At 36.8% G+C, this 25,776-nt stretch carries 24 protein-coding genes; 17 read left to right on the top strand and 7 right to left on the bottom strand.

Going from position 1 to position 25,776, the window contains the following annotated elements:
• Window positions 1-128: 128 nt before the first annotated feature.
• The 9 genes from MHI22_RS13895 (at window position 129) to MHI22_RS13855 (ending at window position 9,318) form a co-directional block, all read left to right on the top strand.
• Entirely contained in the window at window positions 129-2,498 is a 2,370-nt protein-coding gene (locus tag MHI22_RS13895) for a penicillin acylase family protein (protein ID WP_340812241.1), read from the top strand.
• A 152-nt stretch (window positions 2,499-2,650) separates the two neighbouring features.
• Window positions 2,651-3,022 carry an ArsR/SmtB family transcription factor gene (locus tag MHI22_RS13890; protein WP_036119214.1) on the top strand — a complete coding sequence of 124 codons (372 nt, stop codon included), beginning with the start codon at window positions 2,651-2,653 and terminating at the stop codon, window positions 3,020-3,022.
• Entirely contained in the window at window positions 3,003-5,126 is a 2,124-nt protein-coding gene (locus MHI22_RS13885; RefSeq protein ID WP_271911138.1) for a heavy metal translocating P-type ATPase, read from the top strand. The genes MHI22_RS13890 and MHI22_RS13885 overlap by 20 nt, the downstream gene beginning before the upstream one ends.
• Before the next feature lie 170 nt (window positions 5,127-5,296).
• Window positions 5,297-5,593: a late competence development ComFB family protein gene (locus tag MHI22_RS13880; protein ID WP_369802788.1), complete on the top strand. Its 297-nt coding sequence runs from the start codon at window positions 5,297-5,299 to the stop codon at window positions 5,591-5,593.
• Between the two features lie 122 nt (window positions 5,594-5,715).
• Window positions 5,716-6,135: a transcriptional regulator MntR gene (gene mntR, locus MHI22_RS13875; protein ID WP_036119205.1), complete on the top strand. Its 420-nt coding sequence runs from the start codon at window positions 5,716-5,718 to the stop codon at window positions 6,133-6,135.
• A 29-nt stretch (window positions 6,136-6,164) separates the two neighbouring features.
• Entirely contained in the window at window positions 6,165-7,022 is an 858-nt protein-coding gene (locus MHI22_RS13870; protein WP_036119203.1) for a CvfB family protein, read from the top strand.
• 148 nt (window positions 7,023-7,170) lie between these two features.
• Window positions 7,171-8,085 carry a DUF1002 domain-containing protein gene (locus MHI22_RS13865; RefSeq protein WP_340812238.1) on the top strand — a complete coding sequence of 305 codons (915 nt, stop codon included), beginning with the start codon at window positions 7,171-7,173 and terminating at the stop codon, window positions 8,083-8,085.
• Window positions 8,086-8,230: 145 nt separating this feature from the next.
• The gene (locus MHI22_RS13860) at window positions 8,231-8,512 is read left to right on the top strand and encodes a GNAT family N-acetyltransferase (RefSeq protein ID WP_036119196.1); all 282 of its coding nucleotides are present in this window, start codon (window positions 8,231-8,233) and stop codon (window positions 8,510-8,512) included.
• A 497-nt stretch (window positions 8,513-9,009) separates the two neighbouring features.
• Window positions 9,010-9,318, top strand: a complete 309-nt coding sequence (locus tag MHI22_RS13855; protein ID WP_036119194.1) for a hypothetical protein — start codon at window positions 9,010-9,012, stop codon at window positions 9,316-9,318.
• Between the two features lie 17 nt (window positions 9,319-9,335).
• Here MHI22_RS13855 and MHI22_RS13850 read toward each other — a convergent pair whose 3' ends face one another.
• From MHI22_RS13850 to MHI22_RS13840, 3 genes are all read right to left on the bottom strand, one after another.
• The gene (locus tag MHI22_RS13850; RefSeq protein ID WP_036119191.1) at window positions 9,336-10,478 is read right to left on the bottom strand and encodes an MFS transporter; all 1,143 of its coding nucleotides are present in this window, start codon (window positions 10,476-10,478) and stop codon (window positions 9,336-9,338) included.
• A 119-nt stretch (window positions 10,479-10,597) separates the two neighbouring features.
• Entirely contained in the window at window positions 10,598-12,118 is a 1,521-nt protein-coding gene (locus MHI22_RS13845; protein ID WP_036119187.1) for a succinate CoA transferase, read from the bottom strand.
• A 352-nt stretch (window positions 12,119-12,470) separates the two neighbouring features.
• Entirely contained in the window at window positions 12,471-13,121 is a 651-nt protein-coding gene (locus MHI22_RS13840) for a LytTR family DNA-binding domain-containing protein (protein ID WP_036119184.1), read from the bottom strand.
• Between the two features lie 505 nt (window positions 13,122-13,626).
• On the opposite strand from MHI22_RS13840, the gene MHI22_RS13835 reads away from it, so the two are divergent.
• The 4 genes from MHI22_RS13835 (at window position 13,627) to MHI22_RS13820 (ending at window position 16,587) form a co-directional block, all read left to right on the top strand.
• Window positions 13,627-14,421 carry a helix-turn-helix transcriptional regulator gene (locus tag MHI22_RS13835; protein ID WP_036119181.1) on the top strand — a complete coding sequence of 265 codons (795 nt, stop codon included), beginning with the start codon at window positions 13,627-13,629 and terminating at the stop codon, window positions 14,419-14,421.
• 164 nt (window positions 14,422-14,585) lie between these two features.
• Window positions 14,586-15,347 carry a membrane protein insertase YidC gene (yidC, locus tag MHI22_RS13830; protein WP_036119178.1) on the top strand — a complete coding sequence of 254 codons (762 nt, stop codon included), beginning with the start codon at window positions 14,586-14,588 and terminating at the stop codon, window positions 15,345-15,347.
• Window positions 15,348-15,402: 55 nt separating this feature from the next.
• Entirely contained in the window at window positions 15,403-15,651 is a 249-nt protein-coding gene (locus tag MHI22_RS13825) for a hypothetical protein (protein ID WP_058844729.1), read from the top strand.
• Window positions 15,652-15,804: 153 nt separating this feature from the next.
• Complete coding sequence (locus MHI22_RS13820; protein ID WP_036119172.1) at window positions 15,805-16,587, top strand: M15 family metallopeptidase; 783 nt, start codon at window positions 15,805-15,807, stop codon at window positions 16,585-16,587.
• A 50-nt stretch (window positions 16,588-16,637) separates the two neighbouring features.
• Here the strand turns inward: MHI22_RS13820 and cls are convergent, their stop codons facing one another.
• From cls to MHI22_RS13805, 3 genes are all read right to left on the bottom strand, one after another.
• Window positions 16,638-18,095 carry a cardiolipin synthase gene (cls, locus tag MHI22_RS13815; RefSeq protein WP_036119229.1) on the bottom strand — a complete coding sequence of 486 codons (1,458 nt, stop codon included), beginning with the start codon at window positions 18,093-18,095 and terminating at the stop codon, window positions 16,638-16,640.
• 137 nt (window positions 18,096-18,232) lie between these two features.
• Entirely contained in the window at window positions 18,233-19,027 is a 795-nt protein-coding gene (locus tag MHI22_RS13810) for a YwqG family protein (protein ID WP_058844728.1), read from the bottom strand.
• A gap of 62 nt (window positions 19,028-19,089) precedes the next feature.
• Window positions 19,090-20,250: an MFS transporter gene (locus MHI22_RS13805; RefSeq protein ID WP_058844749.1), complete on the bottom strand. Its 1,161-nt coding sequence runs from the start codon at window positions 20,248-20,250 to the stop codon at window positions 19,090-19,092.
• Between the two features lie 309 nt (window positions 20,251-20,559).
• Here MHI22_RS13805 and MHI22_RS13800 point away from each other — a divergent pair, with 309 nt between their 5' ends.
• Window positions 20,560-20,697: an Lmo0850 family protein gene (locus MHI22_RS13800; protein WP_164908744.1), complete on the top strand. Its 138-nt coding sequence runs from the start codon at window positions 20,560-20,562 to the stop codon at window positions 20,695-20,697.
• A gap of 57 nt (window positions 20,698-20,754) precedes the next feature.
• On the opposite strand, the gene MHI22_RS13795 is transcribed toward MHI22_RS13800, so the two are convergent.
• Complete coding sequence (locus tag MHI22_RS13795) at window positions 20,755-21,942, bottom strand: FtsW/RodA/SpoVE family cell cycle protein (protein ID WP_036119166.1); 1,188 nt, start codon at window positions 21,940-21,942, stop codon at window positions 20,755-20,757.
• A 346-nt stretch (window positions 21,943-22,288) separates the two neighbouring features.
• Here MHI22_RS13795 and MHI22_RS13790 point away from each other — a divergent pair, with 346 nt between their 5' ends.
• The 3 genes from MHI22_RS13790 (at window position 22,289) to MHI22_RS13780 (ending at window position 25,740) form a co-directional block, all read left to right on the top strand.
• Window positions 22,289-23,041 (top strand): hypothetical protein, encoded by a 753-nt coding sequence (locus MHI22_RS13790; RefSeq protein ID WP_036119163.1) that lies wholly within the window; start codon window positions 22,289-22,291, stop codon window positions 23,039-23,041.
• Between the two features lie 237 nt (window positions 23,042-23,278).
• Complete coding sequence (locus MHI22_RS13785; RefSeq protein WP_058844727.1) at window positions 23,279-24,358, top strand: D-alanine--D-alanine ligase; 1,080 nt, start codon at window positions 23,279-23,281, stop codon at window positions 24,356-24,358.
• 11 nt (window positions 24,359-24,369) lie between these two features.
• Window positions 24,370-25,740: a UDP-N-acetylmuramoyl-tripeptide--D-alanyl-D-alanine ligase gene (locus tag MHI22_RS13780; RefSeq protein WP_036119153.1), complete on the top strand. Its 1,371-nt coding sequence runs from the start codon at window positions 24,370-24,372 to the stop codon at window positions 25,738-25,740.
• Window positions 25,741-25,776 lie beyond the last annotated feature (36 nt).

Below are 25,776 nucleotides of genomic sequence, written 5' to 3'. Positions count from 1 at the left end.
TGATATAAAATTTTGTATTTAAAGAAGATTTTTTATACATAACATACGGAAATTCGCTAAAAAATTTGCTCGTTAAAACGGGTTTGGGAAGGTAAAACGTGAATATAGTGCAAAGAGGGGGTTATGCAGTGGGAAAGAGAAAGTTTAGGTGGAAAAAGTGGCTCATTGTTTTTGCTGGGGTATTAGCTGCTTTGGCTGTTGTGACTTTTATTGGATTTACATGGTTTATGAATAAATCCAAGCCAGTAGTTGATGGTGAGCTAGTTGTTAGTATTCTGGATCAGGATGTGACGGTTACAAGGGATGATAAAGGGGTTCCGCATATTTTGGCTGAAACAGATGCCGATCTGTATCGTGCACAAGGTTATGTCCAAGCGCAAGATCGACTGTTTCAAATGGATTTAGCACGAAGACAGGCAAGTGGTCGATTATCTGAAATCATTGGGGAAGCAACCGTTAATACGGACAAGCACTTCCGTACGTTCAGTTTACGTGATGCGGCGGAGAAATCATTAGCAGCTTATGATGAAGAAAGTAAGCAAGTACTAGAATGGTATGCTGAAGGGGTAAATGCTTTTATAGCACAGGCGAAGGAAAACAATACCTTAAGCTATGAATTTGCTTTGTTAGGCTATGAACCTGAGGAATGGACGGTTGTTGATTCCTTAACGATAGGTAAATATATGGCTTATGATTTGGGCGGGAATTGGAATACATTAGCCTTCCGTCACTGGGCATTACAAAACTTTGATGAAGCAAAGGCGAAGGAATTATTTATTAAATATCCTGAAAATGCTTCGTCCATTATCGAGGCCAATATCCAAACTCCTGTAGCAGTGGCAGGGCAGTTTAGTGCAGATTTATTACCAAATGAATTTAATGGTAGTAATAACTGGGTTGTTTCTGGGGATAAAACGAAATCTGGAAAACCGATTTTAGCAGATGACCCACATTTAGGGTTAAGTACACCTTCTATTTGGTATCAAATGCACCTACAATCCCCACAACAAAATGTCAGTGGTGTTATTTTTGCAGGAATTCCAGGTATTATTTTAGGTCATAATGATGAAATTGCCTGGGGTGTTACGAATGTGGGGCCAGATGTACAGGATCTATATATTGAAATACCAAATCCGGATGACCCAACACAATTCCGCTATGATGGTCAGTGGGAGCAAGCGGAGGTACGTGATGAGCCAATCAAGGTGAAGGATGGTGAAACGGTAGATTTTGACGTCGTTGTCACGCGTCACGGCCCTATTATGACAGATTTAGCTTTTAAGGATACTGAGCCCACAGCACAATTTTCGATGCAATGGACAGCGCTTCAACCTACAGCGGAATTGAGAGCGGTGCTTGGGTTTAATAAGGCAAAATCTTGGGAGGACTTTGAAAAAGCATTAGAAGATTTTAAGGCACCAGCTCAAAACTTTGTTTTTGCCTCAAAGGATGGCACAATTGCCTATAAAGCTAATGGTCAAATACCTATTCGTAAGCAAGGTGATGGACAATTACCAGTGCCAGGTGATTCTAGTGACTATGGCTGGGAAGATTTTATTCCTTGGGATAAACTACCGACTGTAGTGAATCCAAAGGAAGGCTTTATTGCAACGGCGAATAACCAAGTCATTGGAGAGGACTATCCTTATCACATCACGGATTTCTGGGCGCAGCCTTATCGTTTCGAGAGAATTAAAGAAGTGCTAGAGGCAAATGATGAAATTACAGTAGAAGATATGATGGATTTGCAAATGGATCAGCATAATCTTTATGCAAGAGAGTTTCTACCCGATTTATTAACATCTATAAAAGCGAAAGAGCAGGATGGTCAGTACACAGAGATTATTGCTATGTTAGAGGATTGGGATATGGTAGATGCAAAGGAATCAGGTGTACCCCTTGTCTTCCATACACTTATGATTAAGTTACAGGAAGTGTTGTTTAAGGATCAAATGCCTGAAGATATGTATGACATCATGTATGGGAAGTTTAATATTACAGACCAACTCTTACGTACAGCGTATGCAGGAGAGAAAAGCATTTGGATTGAGGAGCAGGGTGGTGTGGATGAGACAGTTTATAAGGCATTTGAGCTGACAATTGCACAATTACAAGATCAATTCGGCAAAAATGCAGCGAAGTGGCAATGGGGTGATTACCATCAGCTTACGTTTGATCATACATTGGGTAGTGCCTCACCAATTCTTGCCGCTTACTTTAATGCTGAAAAGGTTCCAATCGGGGGATCGAAGGTTACTGTACAAGCAGCAGATAATGATTTAGCTGGTAATGTAAATCATGGTGCATCTTGGCGTTTTGTGGTAGATGTAGGGGATTTAAGCTCAGCCTATCATATTGTTGGTCCTGGTCAGAGCGGGCACGTAAAGTCTGATTGGTACCAGGATCAAGTGCTTGATTGGGCGAATGGTGATTATCATCAAACGTTTGTGAAACAAGAAGATATAAAAGGAAAAACATTACAATTAAAGGCGCAGTAATAAAAAGGTTAGCGTACATAATAAGTGCGCTAACTTTTTTTATTAAAAATTACAATGATATAGATCATTAACATTCAAATATTCGTTTGAATATGATGGAATAATATGTTATATTGATTACAATCAAACGAATATTTGAATGAGGTGAGAAAATGCCAAAAGAAATATGTGAGGTGACGCATGTACATGAAGAAGCGGTCACGAAGGTACAACAACAAATGCCTGATTTGTCAGGTGTAGCAAAATTTTTAAAAGCATTATCTGATGAAACAAGACTTAAAATTGCCTATGCCTTAACAGTAGAAGATGAATTATGTGTTTGTGATGTTGCAACTATTATTGGGTCATCAGTAGCGACAGCATCCCATCATTTACGATATTTAAAAGAAAATAATTTAGCCAGATCACACCGTATAGGAAAGCAAATGTATTATTCTTTAGCAGATGAGCATATATACCAAATTGTAACAATTGCCTATGAACATGCGAAAGAGGGGATTGCCAATGGCAGCGACACCAACTAAACAAGAATACAGGCTACAAAATCTATCCTGCGCCAGCTGTGCGGCGAAATTTGAGAAGAATGTAAAGGCTATACCTGCTGTACAGGATGCACAAGTTAATTTTGGCGCTTCTAAAATTACTGTAATCGGCCCTATTAGTGTCGATCAAATTGAAGAAGCAGGTGCCTTTGATGGCATTAAGGTTACCCAATCAGCAGCAAGAACACTTGACAATGCTACCCCTTTTTACCGTAAAAAAGAGAATGTTCTAGCTGGTATATCTTTGCTTTTTGTTATTTTAGGTTATCTATTTGTTAGTATGCTAGAGGAATCACATCCGCTACCGATAGCGATGTTCATATTAGCGATCCTTGTGGGTGGAGTTGGCATTTTTAAAATAGGCTTCCGAAATCTAGCTCGCTTTGAATTTGATATGAAAACGCTTATGACGATTGCCATTATTGGCGCTGCTATTATTGGCGAATGGGAAGAAGCGGCTGTTGTCGTCTTTTTATTCGCTGTGAGTGAGGCGCTTGAAGCGTATTCAATGGATAAAGCTCGTCAGTCCATCCGTCAGTTAATGGATATAGCTCCACCAACAGCTATTATTAAAAGAGCTCACGGAGAACACTTCCATGAGATGGAACTACCAACAGAAGACATTGAGATAGGTGATATTTTAATTGTCAAGCCAGGGCAAAAGATTGCGATGGATGGGATTGTGATTAGCGGGTTGTCTGCAGTCAACCAAGCAGCCATTACAGGTGAATCGATTCCTGTTAATAAAACAGTAAATGATGAAGTATTTGCTGGGACTCTTAATGAAGAGGGTGCGCTCGAAGTACGTGTGACAAAGCGTGTGGAAGACACAACCATTGCCAAAATTATTCATCTGGTAGAAGAAGCACAGGCAGAAAAAGCACCTTCTCAGCAATTTGTTGATCGCTTTGCAAAATATTACACACCAGCCATCATGATTATTGCTTTTCTAGTAGCTGTTATTCCACCATTATTAGTAGGTGACTGGCAGCACTGGATTTACCAAGGTTTAGCTGTTTTAGTTGTAGGATGTCCTTGTGCACTTGTTGTCTCTACACCAGTTGCCATTGTAACTGCAATTGGGAATGCTGCAAGGCAAGGTGTACTTATTAAAGGCGGTGTTCATTTAGAACAATTAGGACATATTGAAGCTGTAGCCTTTGATAAAACAGGTACATTAACTGAGGGACAACCAGCAGTAACGGATATTGTGACAACAGATAATTGCTCAGAGGACTATGTATTACAACTAGTTGCAGCAGTAGAAAAGCAGTCTCAGCATCCTTTGGCTAAAGCTATTTTAAAAAAATCGCATGATAAAAATTTACCAGAGTTAGTACCAACAGATTTCCAATCAGTAACAGGTAAGGGTGCGTATGCTACAGTAGACAATCAGATTATTTATGTAGGCAGTATGAAATGGATAGTGACATTAACTACTGTAGATAAAAAAATTGAAAATCAAGTTAAAAAATTGCAAGAACAGGGTAAAACAGTAATAGCAGCTGTTTCGAATAGCCAATTTATTGGGCTTATTGGAATTGCTGATCAATTGCGCCATGAAAGTAAGGACGTATTACAAAAATTAAATGCCTTGAAAGTAAAGCATATGGTGATGTTAACAGGTGATGCAGAACCCACAGCACAAGCTATTGCTACTTCATTAAAGATGACAGATGTGCGCGCTGGTTTATTACCAGAGGAAAAATTAATGGCGATTAAGGATTTACGTGCACAATTTGGTGCTGTAGCGATGGTTGGGGACGGGGTAAACGATGCACCAGCATTAGCAACTGCAAATGTAGGAATTGCCATGGGTGGAGCAGGAACAGATGCAGCTCTTGAGACGGCGGATATTGCCTTAATGGGTGACGATCTAACCAAACTTCCGTATACCATTGGCTTGAGCAGAAAAACATTACGCATCATTAAAGAGAATATTATATTTGCCCTAGTTTTAAAATTAATTGCGTTGTTGCTTGTCATTCCAGGATGGCTGACATTATGGATAGCAATTTTTGCGGATATGGGTGCTACGCTATTAGTTGTATTTAATTCTTTAAGACTAATTAGAGCAAAAAAATAGTATGTAAGGTGTAGTTATGTAAAATAAGGTAGGAAATTAATCTCACTCTAACGCTATGAATTTTATGCGAATAGATGCTACTAGGGATTCTTGAAAAAGCATTTTTAAAAGGCTATTATAGTTTCAGGAGTAATGTAACAATTAAATATAAATGAGGCGAAAGTTTGAATATGTCAGATCCTATTTTAGTAAATGTTACAGAAGAGATTGTGCGTGGTTTAGTAAGCTTTTTACTACGAGGACCAGAATATCAAACATTTTGTAAATGCGAAATCTGTGAATTCGACACGGTGGCACTTACACTAAATGCATTGCCAAGTAAGTATGTTACATCTATGGAAGCCAGAGATGAGGCATTTAAAGAAATGAATACTCCTGAAAGTATTGAGCGCATCAACAAAGAGATTATTCATGCGTTACATGTGGTAAATAAGTATCCTCGACACAAAGTAGAGCCTACTTCTTAATAGAAGAGGCTCTTTTTAAGTTGGAGAAGAAGTGTTTTTCTGACATATGTATTTTCAGTTAACTTTTAAGCCAAGCTTGTAGTAAACTAGAGAGTAAGAAAAGGAAAGAGAGGGAAAAGGATATGCCAACACCTAGTATGGAAGACCATATCGAACAAATATATTTATTAATCGCCAACAAAGGATATGCGCGTGTGTCTGACATTGCTGAAGCATTATCTGTACTTCCTTCTTCTGTTACAAAAATGGTTCAAAAATTAGATAAAGATGGTTATTTAGTTTATGAAAAATACCGTGGACTGACATTGACGCCTAAAGGAGAAAAGCTTGGCAAGCGTCTTGTGCAGCGCCATGAATTGCTCGAGCAGTTTTTACGAATGATTGGTGTGGATGAAGAGCGTATTTATGATGATGTTGAGGGAATTGAACATCATTTAAGTTGGAATTCAATCGATCGTATTGCAGATCTTGTGCAAGTAATGGAAGAGAATCCAGACATCGTGAAAAAATTAGAGGCATCTAAGACACAGCATAATCTTTAAAATGATGGTGTGAAGGAAAGGAAGACAATATGAACGCATTACAATCAGGTGAAGTTGTTACATTAACGGTATTAGAGCAACAAGCATCGAAATGGATTTTAACAAATGGAGTGGAAGAACTCCCTTTAAATGCTTCAGAGGTAACAGAGCCACTAGCAGTAGGTGATCGCCTTGAAGTATTTTTATTTGTAGATCGTCGTGGTGATTTGGCTGCTACAACGGCTATTCCAGCTTTTACTCAAGGAGAATATGGCTGGGCTCGTGTCTTGAAAGTAGTTGAACGTGAAGGTGCTTTTGTAGATATTGGTACATCTCGTGAGGTTTTAGTAAGAGCAGAGGATTTACCAGCAGTAAAAGAGTTGTGGCCAGAACCAGGTGACCATGTATTTATGACTTTGCGCACGGATCGAAATGGTGATTTATTTGGACGTTTGGCAACGGAAGAAAAAGTGACAGAACTATATGAAGGTGCACTAGAAGATATGCACAATAAAAACATTCAGGCACGTCCATATCGTTTGTTACCAGTTGGCACATTTTTACTAGGGGTAGAAGCGCCTTACCGTATTTTTGTTCATGAATCAGAGCGCAATGCAGAGCCTCGATTAGGACAAGATGTAGTTGTACGGATTATCGACGTAAAAGAGGATGGTTCGATGAATGGCTCCCTTTTACCAAGAAAGCATGAACGACTTTCAAATGATGCACAGCAAATATTGACTTATCTACAAGATGTGGGCGGCAAAATGCCATTTGGTGATAAATCATCTCCTGAAGAGGTTCAAGAAATGTTCAATATGAGTAAAGGGGCATTTAAACGTGCACTAGGAACACTCATGAAGGCTGGTAAAATAAAGCAACAAGACGGTTGGACTGAAGAAGTTTAGTGGAAAATTCACTTGCTAGAATTGCATTACCACAGAAAAAGTGACGAGAGACATCTGAAACCTTCTCGTCTTTTTTTCGTACTAATAATTGTATAGTGGCATACATTATACAGGCTAATAGATGTTTTAGCGAAAGGGGTCACATGATTTGAAAAAAACATGGATTAAAATACTAACAGCTACAATGTTGGTATTTGGAGTGATGGCACCAGCAACAGGGTTTGCATCTGATAATACGCCTCCAAAAGCAATTGATGAAAAATTGGGCGTACCTATCGTCGTATATGGAGCAAATTTATCTGAGGCTGAAAAAGAATCCGTCAAAAAATCATTAAAAGTAAGTGAAGAACCTGAAATCGAAGAAATTACTGTGTCTGGTGAGGATCTAGTAAAATACATTAAAGATAGTAATTCAAGCTCTCGTATGTATTCTTCTGCGAAAATTACACGTAGAGATACGGGGAAAGGTTTAGTTATAGAGATTGTAACGCCATCTAATATTACGCAGGTAACTTCTGAAATGTACGCGAATGCGATGCTTACGGCAGGAATTCAAGATGCAACGGTACAAGTAGCTGCGCCAAAAGCTGTTACGGGACATTCAGCGCTAGTAGGTATTTACAAGGCATATGAAGTTACAACAGGCGAAACGCTTGATATTGAGCGTACCGATGTTGCCAACGAAGAATTATCAGTGGCTACATCTATTGCAGAATCTGCAGGGGTAGATGATGCTAAGGTTGCAGAATTACTGACAGAAATTAAAAAGCAAATTGCGGAATTGAAGCCAGCAACACGTGAAGAAGTAGAAAAAATTGTACAAGAGCAATTAAACAAACTTGAAATTAATTTAAGTGAAAAGGACCGTCAATTGCTAGTAGATTTAATGAATAAAATCAGTAAGCTAGACATTGATTTTAGTAAATGGTCTGAACAGTTAAATGATATTAGTAACACAATCCAAGAAAAATTCGGCTCACTCATGGAAGATAAAGGTTTCTGGGAAAGTGTGAAAAGTTTCTTCGCAAATCTAAAAGATACCATTTCTTCATGGTTTAGCTAAAGTTTTATAGTCGTTAAAAAAATCTGTAATACCTACTCAGTATGCTAGAGTGGGTGTTCAGATTTTTTTGCATAACACAAAGAGTACACAAATTTTGTGAAAATATAAAAAGCTATGGTACTATGAAAAAAAGGAGTGGTGAGAAATGGAATTCCAATTACAGCAACTAGCGGAAAATCAATATGCATTTTTGAATGAGCAAGAAGGGGAAAAACTCGCAGAAATTACTTGGCAGCAAAATGGCTCAGTAATGGTAATGGATCACACATATGTATCAGATAAGCTCCGTGGTCAAGGTGTGGCCAAACAATTACTCGATCAAGCAGCATCGTATGCACGTGAAAAGGGTTATAAAATGGAGGCCGTTTGTTCCTATGTTGTAGCCGCATTTGAAAAATCAGATGCATATAATGACGTGAAACAATAAAAATAAGGCAATCTGCTTTTGATTAAGCGGATTGCCTTTTAATTGCCAGAGCAAATCATGTAAGCAGCTCCTTACAGTAGAGTGACACTATAAATTAATACCGTTAAGAAGCTAGCTCCACCTAGTAATGCAGCCATATCTATCCAATCATAAGCTAAATCGAATTCTTTCATCCTAACCACTCTCCTATTTTTAGTATTAATTCATTAATTCCCTTTACTTGCCTTTTATAATCATAAATAGTTACAAAATTATGTTGAATGAAAAAATAGAAGGTTTTCAAGTTGAGTTTTGGTAGGAGATGGAGTGTGATTGTCCGCAATAAAAACGAGACGAATTGTATTGAATAGCAGTATCATTACTAGATAAAAAAGCAAGTATAAGTCTTACATTTATATATATGCTAGAAGTTATAAAAAAATAATGTTTATTCTTCTAAGATTAGGGAAAAACTATATTACAGAGCTAGTTTTTATATTTTTAGGAGGTCATAGATCATGGCAAAACGAAAAGGAACAGGTGTTGTCCTTGCAGGTTTAGCGGGATTAGCAGCATCTTACTTAAGTAAAAAAGAGAATCGTGATAAAGCACTAACGATGTTTAATAGTATGAAAGCTAAATTCGAAACGTATCTCACATCTGGACCTAATATGGATGACAGAATTACAGAACGAGTTTCAACAGAGGTAGCAACAGAGGCGGGCACATCTCCAACTAAAATTGCTTCGAATGAAATGGTAGCAGAGGGTGGAGGACATACAGGTGTCCATTTCTATAACGAAGAAATTCAAGAAAAAGAAAAATAAAAACAAAACCTTCTCATTTAAGCATGAGAAGGTCTTTTGTGTGAAATAAGGATCGCTCCTGCAAAGAGCAAAAGGACGATTCCAGTAAATATAAAGCCGCTAATTGTACCAAGTGACAGCCAGCCTAATAAAGAAGAGCCTAAAACGACGCCAAGAGAGAAAAATGCATAAAAATAACCATACGCTTTTCCTCGTACTTCAGCAGTTGTAGAGTCAATTAGTAAGGAATTGACTGAAGGGAATAGGAAACCGAAACCGACGCCATAACAAGCCATCGCTATATAAAGTAAAGTGTTAGAATCAGCTTGACTAATTAATAATTGACTTATGCCCATTAACCCTATACCAACAGACAATGTTTTCAGAGGATCAACCTTATCAAAAATGCGGTTCGTTGGTAAAAGAAAAACAAGAACAGCAATTATACCAAATGTGCTCATTAAAGTACCGCTTAAACGAGAGTCATAGCCTAAAGATTGGACTTTGAGCGGAAGTAGATAAGCAATGACACCTTGAGAAAACATTAAGAAGAAGGCTCCTAAAAAGGCTTTTAATGTTCCCGTGTTCTTAAAAAAGACCCTTATCGGAATATATGTATTCGGTTCTGCTTTCTCTTTTTTTACTTGGTTTGCTTTCAGTAGAAAGAACGCAAGAATGCCTAATAGCAGCATAAAGCTTGCCGTGATATTGAAAACAAATGGGACACTTGTTCGACTTGCTAAAATACCACTAAAAGCAGGGCCTATAATGGCAGCAATACCAACAAATGCACCAGAAATAGCACTGCCCTTACCTCTTTTTTCTTGCTCAGTAGCATTTGCTAAAAATGTGAAGGCAGCAGGAACAATGAAGCCTGCAACAAGTCCATGGATAAAACGTACAATTAATAGTGCGATTGGCTCCTCTATTAAATTATATAGTGTTAACGATAAACCTGTTGTGAAAAGACCAACAATTAGTATGATAAAAGGTCCTTTACGATCTGTTAAAAAGCCTGAAATGATATTACCAAATGTATTGGAAAGTGAATACATACCCACTGCTAGACCAGTTAGAAATGCTGATGCTCCTAAAGATTCAGCATATGTACTCATAACAGGAAGCTGGGTAAAAAGGTCGAAAAACGAAAAGAAAATAATTACATAGATAAATTTCTTCATAGCTCCTCCGATGAAATAGAACATTATAGTAAGTTAGATTCGTAGTTCTATTATAACATTTCCAATACAAAAGGACGCCCAATAAGTTTTGACTTATTAGACGTCCAAAAATTAAGAAATTAAGCTTTTACAACTTCTTTTTTCATTGTTTTGTTTTTAGCAAGATTTACATGCCAAGAAAGTGCTTCCTCTAAAAGATGAGGCGTTTGGTGGTTACCTGTTGCCTCAACTGCACGGTTGTAGTAATCCCATAATTGTTCTTTGTAATCTGGATGTGCACAGTTTTCAATAATTAAAGGTACACGCTCTTTTGGTGCAAGACCACGTAAGTCAGCAATACCTTGCTCTGTTACAATTACATCCACATCATGCTCAGTGTGGTCAACATGAGAAACCATTGGCACAATCGATGAAATAGCTCCACCTTTTGCATATGATTTTGTAACAAAAATACCAAGACGTGCGTTACGTGCAAAGTCTCCTGAACCACCGATACCGTTCATCATACGTGTTCCAGATACATGTGTAGAGTTAACGTTACCATAGATATCTAACTCTAAAGCCGTATTAATTGAGATTAGTCCCAAACGACGTATAAGTTCTGGGTGGTTAGAAATTTCTTGTGAACGTAAGCAAATTTTATCGGCATATTTTTCTAAATTGCCGTATACTTTCTTCTGTAATTCCTCAGTCAGTGTAATGGAAGTAGCAGCAGCAAATTTAACTTTGCCTGCATCAATCAGGTTAAATACTGCATCTTGCAGTACTTCTGATGCCACAATGAGATCTTCGAATTCAGAATCTGCGAAACCATCTAGTACAGCGTTTGCTACAGAACCGACACCAGATTGTAAAGGCATTAATTGTTTTGTTAGACGACCTGCTTTAATTTCATCACTGAAGAAGTTTAATAAAATGTTAGCCATTGTTTGTGTTTCTTCATCTGGTGGAACGATTAATGAAGGGGCATCTGGCTCTTCAGAAATAACAATTGCTTTAATTTTAGCTGGATCAACTTTGATACCGATTTCACCAATGCGTTGCATAGCATTGGTCATTGGAATTGCTTCACGATTACCTTGTTCACCTGGAACATAAATATCGTGGATACCAATTAAAGCTTCTGGGTGAGAAATGTTTAACTCGATAATAATATTTTCTGCATATTCTGCAAAAATTGGTGAGTTACCTACAGAGTTTGTTGGAATGATTAATCCATCTTCAGTAATTGCAACAGCTTCAAGAATTAGATATTTAATTGGCCCGATAATTCCTTGACGTACTAGCTCAGCGTTATGAGAAAGATGAGCATCTACATATAAGACATCTCCAGAATTAATTAAATTACGGATACCTGCGTCCCCTTGGAATGGTCCACGTTTACGAATTGCACCAGCTTCTGCTAAGTACTTATCTACTTCTGGTCCTAATGATGCACCTGTATATACATCAATCTTGAATTCTTCATTTTTCGCGCGCTCAACTAATGCCATTGGCACAACTTTTGCGTCCCCAGCACGAGTAAAACCGCTCATCCCAACTACATCACCGTTAGAAATAAGTGCTGCTGCTTCTTCAGCAGTAACAATTTTACTCTCAAGTTCTTTTAAACCTAGGCGTTTTTGAACATTTGCATCCATAAAAAAATCCTCCCCTAAATAATTTTGATGGAAACCGATTACAAAACTAGAAAAAACATTTGAGAATTTTCTGTTTATTCAGTTGTAGTATGACTCCAACCATTTGAATAATACTATCACCAAATTGTCACAAAAACTTTAGAATTAGCATTAAATTGAGTAAAAAAAGGAAAATCGAGCATTAAGATGATTTTTCGACAGAGAAAACGTTTTATTGTAGAGTTGTATAAAATTAGAAAATTTCTACATTAAAAACTGTGTCAAAATTGTTAATGGAGGGGAGAGAAGTGGTCTCTTTTAACGCAAAAAAGAACAGCGAACAATTCATAAAATTGCTCGCTGTCTGTCCATATTAAAAACCTAGAGAACGACGGAAGTAGCTTGCATAGCGTTGGCTAACCGGAATGCGCGTACCATCTTTCATAATTAATAAAAACGTTGAGTGTGAATCTGGTTGAATTTCATCGATGAAGTCAATGTTAACGATATAAGAGCGGTGACAACGAATAAATGAGTCAGGTGCTAAAAATAGCTCTAGATCACTTAGGTTCAAACGGTGATAACCTTCACGAGTCATTGTTTTAACAAATGTTTTACGGAGTTGAGTTTCTAAATAAATCACTTGATCATGTTTGATTGGGTACCAGCAATCATCAATTTTGATGGTAATATAATTTGTTAAGAATGCTGATGGTTTTTGCGGGAAGATAGCAGTAATAGCTCCTTTAGTTTCGCCTTCCTCCATTAAAGGAATACTCATTCCATAGTAAGCGACACCAAAAACATCAGGTTCGATGTATGAGCTGATTTTTTGACCATAGCTAAGTGCTTTGTGTGCGGCTGAACCTTCTTTAATCGGATCACCCGGCTTAATTTTTAAATCAACTTTTTTGCTTGGCTGGTAATACAAATATTCATTTGTATCAGAGATAGCAATGGATGTATTCTCAGGGAAGAACTCCTTAATTATCTCCATTATTTCTTCTATTTGTTTTGGATCCACTTTAAACACCTCGTCTAAACTTTTAAAAATAGTATTATCATCTATTTTACTACATATCCATATAAATTATATAGAGAAGATTTAGGAATAAAATAGAAAAATGTCGATTGACTCATTAAAATGGTGTAAGATGTCTTGTATAATTTGTAAATAAATTTATATAATGACTAATTTTTTTTAATAGGTATATGGTAAAATCTAATTGTTAGGAATAAGTTTACGAGGTTTCTACTATGCGTATGTGATAAATTAGAACTAGAGTAGCAAGTAAAATGTGGTTGAAAGGAAATCGCAGAATATGGTAAAATCCACTGTATAGTCTATTTTTTTTAGATTTGGTGTTTTAGTTGGGTTATTTTTGAGTTATTTTTAATAAAAAATTGTGAAATAGGACTCAGTTCTTATATTGAATAAGCAAATACTATTTTCTTATTTTTAATTCGTTGGGATTGGTGTCAGATTTTGTCATGCAATTCGTGCACTCTGAGGAAAGATGGGGAAGATTATGCAACTACATCAACATTCTATGTCAGAAACGATATCCAAAAGATACTTCCAAGAAATCGATAATATTAATCAATATATCGGTGTCGAAGAATTTTTTAATATTGAGTCGAAATTAATATTTGAAATTTACCATTTAGAATCTACCAAAGCGAAAAAGTCTTTGCATGAGTTAATTGATATTCTTTCAATCCGTTTTGGTAAGCAGGTCATTAAAATTGTTCGAAGTTATTTTTCCGTTTTATCATCAATTGTTGCCCGTAAACTGCTGGACAATCAAGTACCTTCGAAAAAAGCCTTTGCTTTTAATATTGCTTGTAACGATATGATAGAAAATCAGATGAAAGACGCAGAGTTTTTACAATTTGCGGATGATTTAATTGATTTCTTTGTTTACTTTATTGCAGATCGCAAACAACCGACTTTCCGACATCAGACGGTCAACAAAGTAATTATGTATATAAATGATGAACTTGAGAATGATTTAACTGTAGAAAGTATCGCTAATAACTTTCATATCAGTACTAGTCACTTATCACGTATTTTCAGAGAACATGTAGGTATTACATTAGTTGAGTATTTAAATGTTCGACGTGTAGAAGAATCACAATACTACTTACGACATACAAATAAAAGTATTACATCTATCTCAGATCAGTTCCATTTCTGTAACCAAAGTTATTTCACTCGTATTTTTAAAAAATATACAGGTGTTACACCAAAGCATTTCAGAGATGAACTTCATCATGAATTTTATCGTTTTGAAATGGCAGAGACTGAATTACAGAATGTTTAAATTTTGAGCATAAGATGTGAAAAGGTGCGAACGTTTAGCATGGCTAAAGCTCGCACCTTTTTTACGAACAACTGCGGTCTAAATTAGTAGCACTTGCTATTTGATAAAGGTAGAGCCTATAAGGTATACTTCACAGTAGTTGATAAATTATAGTAGGTGGAAAAATGAAAAATTTGAAACTCTTTTCAATGCTTGGTCTAGCAGTTTTTGTGCTTAGTGGCTGTCAAGCAGTGCAAAACAAAGAAGGTTTTTTCTATAGTATCTTTGTAAAACCTATGGAATTTTTACTGGAGTTTTTCGGGAATGATATCTTTTCAGGAAGCTATGGTTTAGCAATCATTGCGATCACGGTTCTAATTCGTTTAGTTCTAATGCCGATTATGTTAAAAAACTATCGTCAGCAGCAATTGATGAAAACGAAAATGGATGCGTTCAAGCCTGAAATGGAAGCCGTTCAGAAAAAAATGAAGGAAGCTAAGACAAAAGAAGAGCAAACACAATATCAACAAGAAATGATGGCTCTCTATCAAAAGCATGGCATTAATCCACTTAACATGGGTTGCTTACCGATGTTAATTCAAATGCCAATTATTATGGGACTTTATTTCTCGATTTTGTATTCTGCGGATGTAAAATCACATGAGTTTTTATGGTTTAGTTTAGGGTCACCTGATATCGTTATGACCATTATTGCAGGGATTGTTTACTTAGTCCAAGCGCGTGTATCATTATGGACTGTACCTGAGCAACAAAAGGCTCAAATGAAAATGTTTATTTATATTTCACCAATTATGATTGTCTTTATCTCAATGTCTTCTATGGCAGCGCTACCTCTGTATTGGTCTGTCAGCGGTGCATTATTGATTATTCAAACATATATTGGGCGTAAATATTATTCGGAGCATCCCGAAAAAGCAAAAAAATAAATTAAACAATGTCGAGGCGCCTCTGTTGCCTCGACTTTTTTAGGAGGTCAGCAAGATGAACAGAAAGTGGCTAGCATCTATTCTTGTTGCAATTTTTAGTATTGCGGCACTCGTATTTATTATTATAGGGAAATTTAATTTTGCCGTACTTGCGATGACGATTATGTTCGCTTTATCAAATGGGTTTAGAGCTAAAAGTTTTGCAGAGCAGGGCTATGTAAAAGAAGCAAAGTGGATGAAGTATATGGCAATCTTTTTTGCTATTGCTTCAATAGCAGTATTTGTCATTGTTCTAACAGACTAAATAAATATTTACATGGGAAATTCACACCTGAAAATGTGAACAGTGCTAAAATAAGATTATAACGAGTAATACAAAAAAATGGGTATTTTCAGGATGGCATGTTTTCAGAGCAATATCCTTGTTGTACCTGATATTTTAAAAGGGGCATAAATAGTGAAAAACAATCGTCTTCCGCTCATCATAGGTGCTTTGATTTCTATCGCGTTAATCGCAGCTATTTTTGTAGTCTATAACTATAAAAATGATCAAGTAAATAGTGCGACTGATGAGCAACCAAAAACAACAGAAACAAACGACTCTACAGAGAAAGACTCTTCTGTAACAGAGGAGCCAGACAATACACCTGAAACACCTGCAGAATCAGAGCAGCAACCTGACGAAAACGGTTATCTACCAAATCAAACATTACCTACTGAACCAACCTACATAAATGGTATTTTGCTAGCAAATAAAATATATCCACTTCCTTCTACCTTTGCACCTGAAGAAAATCCAGAGGCACGACAAGCTCTAAATCAGATGTTAGCTGCCGCCAAGCAACAAGGATTTGATTTAGTTGCATTTAGTGGGTATCGTTCTTTTGAATATCAAACAAAACTTTATGATAACTATGTAAAACGTGATGGACAAGCAGCAGCAGATCGATACAGTGCTCGACCAGGCTATTCCGAACACCAAACAGGCTTAGCGTTTGATATAGGAGAGCGTGGAAAAGAGGATGTATGGCTGACAGCAGAATTTGGAGAAACGCCAGCAGGACAATGGCTATTTGCGCATGCTCAAGAGTATGGTTTTATTTTACGTTTCCCACAAAATAAAGAAGATATTACAGGTTATATGTATGAATCTTGGCATTATCGTTATGTAGGCAAAGATATTGCAAAAGAGATTACAAAGCAAAATATTACGTTGGAAGAATATTTAGGAGTGAAATAAAAAGGGAAGAGATGCGGTTCACTATGAACAGGCTCTCTTCCTTTTTATTTTTATAAAATAGGCGTTAATAAACGTGAAATGGATTCTTTAAATTTAATAAGTGCTGAGCGGTTTTTATACATTTCCCATGTTAATTCCGTACAATCAAAAATATCCTTTTCAAATAGCTCTGCAAGTTGGTGCGATATGTTTGCATCATAGATGAAGGCATTGACTTCAAAATTCAGACTGAAACTTCGGACATCGATATTAGCTGTTCCGACAGTCGATGCCTCGTCATCAATAATAATGGTTTTGGCATGGATAAAGCCTTTTTCATAAATGTAGACTTTCGCTCCTGCACGTAATAACTGACCGGCATAGGAATAAGTAGCCCAATAAACGAACATATGGTCAGGTTTGTTAGGAATCATAATGCGCACATCAATGCCCGACAATGTTGCGATTTTAATGGCGTCTAAGAAGCTTACATCTGGGATAAAATAAGGTGTTTGAATATAAATATATTTTTTCGCCATATTAATAAGTTTTAAATAACCAATCTTAATTTGTTCCCAGTCTGAGTCTGGTCCACTTGAAACAATCTGTAAGCCAACATCACCCTTTTGCGGGATAGCAGGGAAGTAGCGATCAGAGTAGCCCATTTTCTGCTGTGCACTTGCTTGATTCCAATCGAGTAAAAAGCGAGTTTGCAGTGGATGCACCGCACTTCCTTCAATTCGCAAGTGAGTGTCTCTCCAATAACCGAATTTTTTTTGTAGCCCAAGATATTCATCACCGACATTAAAGCCACCAATATAGCCAATTCGACCATCAATGACAACAATTTTACGGTGATTCCTAAAATTTAGACGGGGATTGAGAAGTGGCAAAATGGATGGGAAGAAAACCTCTACTTCACCTCCAGCATTCAGCAATTCTTTAAAATGACGCTTTTTTACATTACGTGAGCCCATCTCATCATAGAGTAGACGTACCTTGACACCTTGTTTTGCTTTTTTAATCAGTGCATTCACGATACGTGTACCTAAGTCATCTAGACGGAAAATATAATACTGAATGTGGATATGATCTTTAGCTGCTTCAATATCTTTTAGGAGTTGTTCAAATTTATTGGCACCATCATCGAAAATATCTAAATGGTTGTCCTGTGTTAATACCGCATTGTTTGTTCTAAGGTGCATATAAATCATTTCTTGATAATTTTCTGCGTTTGCAATGCGAAACTCAAATGTTTCACTGCGAATGGCTTCCATTTGATAGCTAATGAGGTTATCTATCCCGATATCCTTACGCCCTTCCCAACGAAATAAATGCTTTCTTCGTAACTGCCTTCCAAGTAATAAGTACAAAATAAATCCAACTAATGGCAAGAAAAATAATACAAGAATCCATGCCCATGTAGAGGTAGCATCTTTACGTTCTAAAAAAATGATGGTCATGGCTAATAAAATATTAAAAAACAAGGTTAAAGGGACTAAATATTCTATGTCTGTAAAAATGCTCATTCCTACACCTGCCTTTACTATTGTTAACAACATACATAAGTATAGCCTACTTCAAAAGAAGAAAGAAGATATGAAATCTAGCTAGGTAGGAAAAGGATTATCTCTTCGATTCGTAAGGGATAATCCGCATGTTTTCGTTAGTAATTTTCCCATTGAAATAAAATATCGGAAAAATCCTTTCGAAGAAGCTTTTCTCGGTTAATAAAAAACTTGCCAACACCACAATCTGCCCACATAATTCCTAATTCATCATGAGAGTCAATTTGTAATAATAAGACATTATAGCGCTGAAGTAGCAAGGACTCTTGATGAATATCCTCATTTAAATAATAAGCATAGCCACCAATTTTAGCTCCCGCTCCTAGGAAGTGTTGCAAATAAATCTCTTGCACATCATCCATCTGGGAGGATAGGAGGAAGGGAAGGTGACGTTGTGCTCGATAATCTAGTGCAGAAATGGGTTCCTGTGTTAGCTGAAATTGTAAAGCTAATTCCTGACGAATAGGGAAGCCATCTAATGTAGTCGGTATAGAAAAGTGTGCCTGTTGGGAGTGGGCTGTACTGTCATTAACAGTTGGATAAAATCTTACTTTATAAAATTGCTGAAAAATGTCTTCGTAATAATTGACAGTAGTAGTTTTAAAAGTATTGGCTGAAATAAAAAACTGCAGTAATCCCCTTGAAGGAAAACCTAGTAGTGGTGGGATTTCGGCAAAATTAATTTGAGCTAATAATCTCATTGGCTCCCCTGTTAAATCTTTTGGATAGGTTTGAAAAGAGGGGAGATAGGGTTCGCCAGCAAATTTACTTTCAGTTAACGTAGTTGAACGTTGGTATGGCTGAATAATGATTGTTGAAAGTAGCGTGTCTTCGATTTCTGAGCGAAAAGCTTCTAGCTCTTTAGGAAGTAAAAAATTTGTTGCTTTGTTCATGCAAACCCTCCGAATATCTCTCTAGGTCTTTAAAGTATAACAAGTTACGGTATAGTGAGAATCTATTCAAAACGCAATGATTTACTGGAAGCCTTATAGATAAAAATCAAACTTATCGAAAGAATGGCTATTGCTGCCGATATATAGTACCCGAGACTTGCTTGCATCGTAAATAACCAAGTGAAAAATAGTGGACCAAGAATACGTCCTAAGTTATCCATTGAATAGGAAAGACCTGCGGCAGTTCCATATTGTCCTCCAGATTCTTTCGAGGAGAGCGATACCACACACGTTCTAGCAAGTGCATTACCAGCTGTAAAGACACATAGGGCTAGACCAGCGATAAAAAGATTAGCTGTGAGTGTGAATAATAGCATACCGATTGCTGTTACAATTTGAGCACCGATTAACCATGTTGTTTCGCTGCCATTTTTTATACGTCGAACAACGCCACCTTGAATGGCTGCATCAACGAAACCACTAAACATAAATAAATATCCAATTTGTAATGGTGTAATATGAATCTTTTCGATTTGGAATAGTTGGAAAGTAGCCTCAACACCCGCTAGCATAAAGGTTACTAAAAATGAAAACATAAATAAGTAACGCACACGGTACTGTAGCATCTTGCTAGCGCCTTTTGGTACAATAGCACGTTTAGTTGAATCTTTCCGTTTTTCAGGTTCTTTTAAGACGAAACTTGCATAAATAAATAATAGTGCAATTAATGATGCGGATGCGATAAATGGTAATTGCAAACTATAATGGCCTAGCACCCCACCGATTGCTGGACCAAAAATAAAGCCAAGACCAATGGACATGCCCATAAAGCCCATATATTTATTACGATCCTCTTCACTGGACATATCTGCGATAAATCCTGTTACTGCTGTATACAATGCTCCTGAGAATAAACCACCTACAATGCGTGAGACATACAAAATAGCTAGGTTATCTATAAATAATGAAAAAATAACAAAACTAAGGCTAAAACCAACCAGACCTGTTAAGATTAGTTGTTTACGACCTATCTTATCTGATAGCATGCCCCAAAATGGTGCTGTAAAGAAACTTGCAAGTGAATATACGGTTAGTAAACCACCGACGTGGAGATCATTCCAATTTTGCTGCACAATCACCTCAGGTAAGACAGGAATAATAATGCCAAATCCTAGGTAAACGAGAAATTGAACAGACATCAATAATAAAATTGCCTTTTTCATACAGTTCCCTGCTTTCATACAATATTTCACTATGTACATTCTACCCTTCTTGCTCTTACGATGACAAGAATACGGATGGAGAAACATGGTGGAGATAGTTATTAATTGAAGATGAATAAAATATAGTGATTGTGGTTATTTTATAAGTGTTTGGTGGTATAAATAATTTACAATGTAACAAAAATGAAAAATTTTATATGTAAGTTAAATGGTATGATAAATTTGTCAGACATCTTACTCGTAGAAAAATGAAACTTTTTTGTTCCCTAAAACGTTATATAAAATCGAGGAAAGATTGAGGTGGAATGTATGAGGAAAGAAGTAGATTTGAAAAAGATTGTTTCGAATTTATCTAAGTTGGGTGTAACAGCCACTGTAACAAAGTCTCGACTAGAACTTTTAAAAGTGCTAACACCACCAACGCAGACTCCGCAAGTTCAAGCTTAACTCGTTTACAATAGGAAAAGGGAAGTCTCAATGCGCGAGACTTCCCTTTTTCTATATTTATTCATCTTCATCATGTGTCGTAAACATGTACGTTCGATAATGGAACCGCATACTAAAGACTAGCCCAATGGCTAAAGCATTGCCCATTAAAGAACTTCCTCCGTAACTAATGAACGGAAGCGGAATACCTGTAATTGGTAATAACTGAATAGTCATGCCTATATTTTCGAAGACGTGGAAAGTAATCATGGCAATAATACCTGCACAAACATATGTTGAGAATGGATCTTTCAATAAGAGCGTTGTCTTTGTTAAGTGATAAATTAATAAGAAGAAAACACAAATAACAATACTAGCGCCAATAAAGCCCCATTCTTCACCGATAACAGTAAAAATGAAATCGGTATGGTTTTCTGCTACATATACCTCTCGATTTCGGAACCCCTTACCAAAGATCTCTCCTGACCCAATAGCATTTAACGATGTTATTAAATGATAGCCTTCGCTAGATGAATAGGAATAGGGGTCTAGCCAAGAATAAATTCGAGCAAATTGATAAGCCTTTAAGCCGAACGTTTTTTCTAGGAAATCCTGCATATAAAGTGCCATCCACAGTAGGGTGCCACCTGCTACCACTCCACCTAAAAAGGTCGGCAGAATGATTTTCCAAGAAATTCCGGCTACGATGATAAGAGCAGCAGTAATCGCAAAGAATACAAGAGCAGAACCAAGGTCAGGCTGCTTCATAATGATAGCCAATGGTATGATGAGTGTGATACCAATTTTCCCTAGTAGTAGGAAGTCCGTTTTTACTGATTTTAACGAATAAACTTCATGATGCTTACTGATTAGTCGTGCTAGTGCTAAAATGTAAAAAGTTTTCATAAACTCAGAAGGCTGAATATTTCCAATCGGCGTATGATACCAGCTTTTAGCACCATTAACGGGTGCACCGATTTGACCTTCTCCTTCAGGCATAAAAATAAGCAGTACCAATAAGGCAATCCCTGCTCCATACATATACCATGACATTTTTTTATATTGATCTGGCTCAAAAAACATGACGATGCCAATAATTACTGCACCAATAACATACCATTGCATTTGTTTAGGTACGTAGTTAATGCCATATTGACCCGATGTCTGGGCAGATGCAATAGCTAACAAACTGATGACTAGAAAAGTGAAAAGAATAAAAGCGAGGGTCCAGTCAAAACGGTTTGCGAAATTTCGTTTATTTTCCATAAAAGCCACCTAAATTAAAATAGTATCTCAATATGAGTAAATATGATGCGAATCTTCCAATTTCGTTTATAATTGTTCAAAGAAGAGAGCTATTGACCAGTAGAGTGTATGAGATAACTCATATCTATTGATAAGCTTGCAACTTGCTTTGAACATTGTCAATGGAATTTTCAGCAATACTTGTACTCATTGAGTAATCTTAAATTAATATGCAAATGCATGTTTAACATTCCTATTATAACGCAAAAAATACTTTTATGCCTGTGCATATAGTTGGGACGACAATTAACATAAAATGTTTCAAAAAAATCATGTTTAGACTTATAATGTAGTGAAGAATGGGGTGATGGTTGTGGCTAAAAAATTAAAGTCAGCTGATGATTTTATGTATCATATTTATGTTCATATGAATGATGTAGATAAATTTGTCATTTTTAGCGGGTTAAAATTCCCGCAATTTGTGGCTGCACTTGAACCACTGCATCACTTACTGTTATTAAAACATTCCTATGAAGACGGTTCTTTTAATATGCATACACAATTTGAATATGTCTTGGAAGATGAAGTTCCTCGTTTTGTGAAAAAATCAGCAGAGTCAAAGGAATTGTGTTGGGTTGATTTTATGGACGAAAAGAGGCTAGATCATCTGACACCAATGGAACAAGGAGAATTGCTTTACATAAGTCATAAAAAAGAACCGATTACGTCTGCATTTTTTAACAAATTACAAAATAGATTTGTCTATTATTCTTCAGATCAAGAGAAGATGACAAAAATTTATTTTCGTCATTTAAGTGATTCGGATTTATTGGTTGCCAATGTATTTAATAGTTTAATTCGTGAAAAGGAACGGAGTACTGGTTTTTGGCGTCGAAAAGTAAAGGCGAGTATTCCATCTATATCGCCCGATTTTTTACGATCTTACCGATCCTTTGCTAAGGACGGAGCGTTATTATCTTTGTACAGAATTGAAAAACCAAAGGTAGCCTATGGTATAGAAGTTCGCAACCTATCAGAGTATTCATTTCCTGATGAAGTTTGGGATGACTTAAATACGATCCTGAAAACGGAACATGATGAATTGATTTATATTATTTAATCTTCATAACAGTAATGATTTTTGCGAAAAAGCGACTATCAAATGAAGATCAGTTGTTGGCAGATATTCCGAATTTTGAATTGAGCCTAGACAATTTAAAAATTAGATGCAACTAAGGCATAATCAATGAAATGTCAAAATCTCACCGTCAAAAATTACGGTGAGATTTTTATGTCATTTGTCAAGACGTTTCATGATAAACTAATAGTACTCAAGAAGTATGTGGAGGGCACAAAAATGAAAAAAAGAATCGGTTTATTATACGGCGGAAAGTCAGCGGAGCATGAGGTGTCATTATCGACAGCTCGTGCAGTCACTGGAGCTTTGAATTTCGAGGAGTATGAAGTATATCCGATTTTCATTACATCTGACGGGGAATGGCGACGTGGAGAACGTTTAGAAAAACCTGTAAGTGCAATAGAAGAATTACAATTTGGTGATAATGCCACAATTTTAGAAAATAATATTACTGATTTTTTAATCGATGAAAAAGGCAATACGGTGCAGTTTGATGTTATTTTCCCATTGTTACATGGAACAAATGGTGAGGATGGAACTGTGCAAGGATTACTGGAAGTACTGAATTTACCGTATGTAGGAAACGGTGTATTAGCATCTTCAGCTGGTATGGATAAAGTGGTGATGAAGCAATTATTTGAAATTGCAGGCTTACCACAAGTGCCCTATACGTACTTTATTCGTAGTGAGTGGAAAAACGAGCAACAGACCATCATTGAACGATGTGAACAGGGCTTGAGTTGGCCGATGTTTGTGAAGCCTGCAAACTTAGGTTCAAGCGTTGGGATTAGCAAAGCAACTAATCGTGAGGAATTAATAAAAGCAATTGAGATTGCTCTGCAATATGATCGTAAAATTGTTGTAGAACAAGGTATTATGGCTCGCGAAGTTGAACTAGCCGTGTTAGGTAATGATTATCCTGAAGTTTCGGTGCCAGGCGAAATTAAACCAGTCACTGAATTTTATGATTATGACTCGAAGTATAAGGACGGTTCTACAGCCCTTATTATTCCAGCGGAGCTGCCAGTGGAAACTGTGACAAGCTTAAAGGAATTAGCAAAACGTGCATTTAAAGCAATAGATGGTAGCGGTTTAGTTCGTGCCGACTTTTTTGTAACGGCTGAAAATAGCGTTTACATCAATGAAGTGAATACAATGCCTGGTTTCACGCCTGTAAGTATGTACCCATTATTATGGCAACATACAAATGTGAGCTATCCAGAGCTGATTGACCGTCTCATTAAGCTAGCAATCGAACGTTACGAAGAAAAACAACAGCTTCACTATAAAAAAGACTGAGTGGGATTATTGTGAAAAAAACATTAAAACAATTAGCTGCATGGTTAAATGAGGATATGGCTGCTTTTGGCGATACCGTTGTATCAGGAATTTCTATCGATACAAGAACAATTCAACAAGGAGATCTATTTGTGCCATTTCGTGGCGAGCAAACAAATGGGCATCAGTTTGTTGTTCAAGCATTTGAGAAAGGTGCGGGAGCTTCACTCTGGCAAAAAGATGAACCAAATCCTCCAGAAGGTTATCCTTTACTATTTGTGGATGACTCAGAAGTAGCTTTACAGGAAATGGCAAGAGCCTATCGTAATGAACATAAGGCGAAATTTATCGGCATTACAGGTTCAAATGGTAAGACATCCACAAAGGATATTTTAGCGGGTACACTTGCGCCATTTTTTAAAGTACAAAAGACTATTGGGAACTTTAATAATCAATTAGGGTTACCTATTACAATTTTACAGCTTGATGAAAATACAGATGTTGCTGTTCTTGAAATGGGTATGAGTGGTTTTGGTGAAATTGAATTTTTAACGAAGCTTGCTCGTCCACATATGACGGTTATTACTAATATCGGCGAGGCTCATATGCAGGATTTAGGGTCACGAGCAGGTATAGCAAAAGCAAAATTTGAAATTATTCAAGGGATGCAGCCTGATGGTCTATTATTCTATGATGGTGATGAACCGCTGCTCCAAGAATTGGTGGCCAAGGAACAGCACTTACAAGCAGTGCCGTTCGGATTAGAGCCAGGTAATCTTTTATACGCTGAAAATATTCATGCTAATGCGGATGGCAGTCACTTTACTACGCATGGAATCATTGAAGGCGACTTCTTTATTTCAGTTCTTGGTAAGCATCAAGTAAAAAATACATTAGTGGCGATGTTAATTTCTCATAAGCTAGGTTTAAACAATGAACAAATTCGTACATCCTTAGAGCATGTAGTCTTAACAGATATGAGGATGCAACAAGTACAAGGAACAAATGGAGCACTATTTATCAACGATGCCTATAATGCAGCACCAACCTCGGTGAAGGCTGCTATTCAATTTATGGCTTCCTCTACAATTCGACCTGAAAAATGGCTTGTGTTAGGAGATATGCTGGAGCTTGGACCGAATGAGCAAAGTTTTCACGAAGGGCTAGCAGCATATATAAATGAGCATGAAATTGATTATCTCTGCTTATTTGGCCCTCGGATGGCATATCTTTATCAAGTATTAAAAGAGCGCTTTGAGAAAGAACGTTTACTGTATGTAGCAGATGATTATACGGCTATTATTGAAAAGCTAAAACTAGCGAATGAATCATCTATTGTTTTACTTAAAGGCTCGCGTGGTATGAAATTAGAGACGATCTTAAATGCATTTACGTCACAGTAACCAATGAATCGGTGGGATTAGGCTCACCGATTTATT

The sequence above is a fragment of the Lysinibacillus sp. FSL L8-0312 genome (assembly GCF_038003285.1).
Classification (GTDB): Bacteria; Bacillota; Bacilli; order Bacillales_A; family Planococcaceae; genus Lysinibacillus; species Lysinibacillus fusiformis_D.
The sequence above is the reverse complement of the archived record's forward strand: the minus strand, read 5'-3'. Positions and strand labels throughout refer to the sequence as shown.

What these genes read in the sequence shown, in the direction of transcription:
- MHI22_RS13805 (WP_058844749.1), bottom strand. Translation starts at nt 20,250, where the DNA reads ATGAAAAAGGCAATTTTATTATTGATGTCTGTTCAATTTCTCGTTTAC.
- MHI22_RS13825 (WP_058844729.1), top strand. Translation starts at nt 15,403, where the DNA reads ATGAACAGAAAGTGGCTAGCATCTATTCTTGTTGCAATTTTTAGTATT.
- MHI22_RS13845 (WP_036119187.1), bottom strand. Translation starts at nt 12,118, where the DNA reads ATGGATGCAAATGTTCAAAAACGCCTAGGTTTAAAAGAACTTGAGAGT.
- MHI22_RS13850 (WP_036119191.1), bottom strand. Translation starts at nt 10,478, where the DNA reads ATGAAGAAATTTATCTATGTAATTATTTTCTTTTCGTTTTTCGACCTT.
- MHI22_RS13795 (WP_036119166.1), bottom strand. Translation starts at nt 21,942, where the DNA reads ATGGAAAATAAACGAAATTTCGCAAACCGTTTTGACTGGACCCTCGCT.
- MHI22_RS13880 (WP_369802788.1), top strand. Translation starts at nt 5,297, where the DNA reads ATGTCAGATCCTATTTTAGTAAATGTTACAGAAGAGATTGTGCGTGGT.
- MHI22_RS13790 (WP_036119163.1), top strand. Translation starts at nt 22,289, where the DNA reads ATGGTTGTGGCTAAAAAATTAAAGTCAGCTGATGATTTTATGTATCAT.
- MHI22_RS13860 (WP_036119196.1), top strand. Translation starts at nt 8,231, where the DNA reads ATGGAATTCCAATTACAGCAACTAGCGGAAAATCAATATGCATTTTTG.
- MHI22_RS13890 (WP_036119214.1), top strand. Translation starts at nt 2,651, where the DNA reads ATGCCAAAAGAAATATGTGAGGTGACGCATGTACATGAAGAAGCGGTC.
- MHI22_RS13810 (WP_058844728.1), bottom strand. Translation starts at nt 19,027, where the DNA reads ATGAACAAAGCAACAAATTTTTTACTTCCTAAAGAGCTAGAAGCTTTT.
- yidC (WP_036119178.1), top strand. Translation starts at nt 14,586, where the DNA reads ATGAAAAATTTGAAACTCTTTTCAATGCTTGGTCTAGCAGTTTTTGTG.
- MHI22_RS13785 (WP_058844727.1), top strand. Translation starts at nt 23,279, where the DNA reads ATGAAAAAAAGAATCGGTTTATTATACGGCGGAAAGTCAGCGGAGCAT.
- cls (WP_036119229.1), bottom strand. Translation starts at nt 18,095, where the DNA reads ATGAGCATTTTTACAGACATAGAATATTTAGTCCCTTTAACCTTGTTT.
- MHI22_RS13835 (WP_036119181.1), top strand. Translation starts at nt 13,627, where the DNA reads ATGCAACTACATCAACATTCTATGTCAGAAACGATATCCAAAAGATAC.
- MHI22_RS13800 (WP_164908744.1), top strand. Translation starts at nt 20,560, where the DNA reads ATGAGGAAAGAAGTAGATTTGAAAAAGATTGTTTCGAATTTATCTAAG.
- MHI22_RS13855 (WP_036119194.1), top strand. Translation starts at nt 9,010, where the DNA reads ATGGCAAAACGAAAAGGAACAGGTGTTGTCCTTGCAGGTTTAGCGGGA.
- mntR (WP_036119205.1), top strand. Translation starts at nt 5,716, where the DNA reads ATGCCAACACCTAGTATGGAAGACCATATCGAACAAATATATTTATTA.
- MHI22_RS13870 (WP_036119203.1), top strand. Translation starts at nt 6,165, where the DNA reads ATGAACGCATTACAATCAGGTGAAGTTGTTACATTAACGGTATTAGAG.
- MHI22_RS13885 (WP_271911138.1), top strand. Translation starts at nt 3,003, where the DNA reads ATGGCAGCGACACCAACTAAACAAGAATACAGGCTACAAAATCTATCC.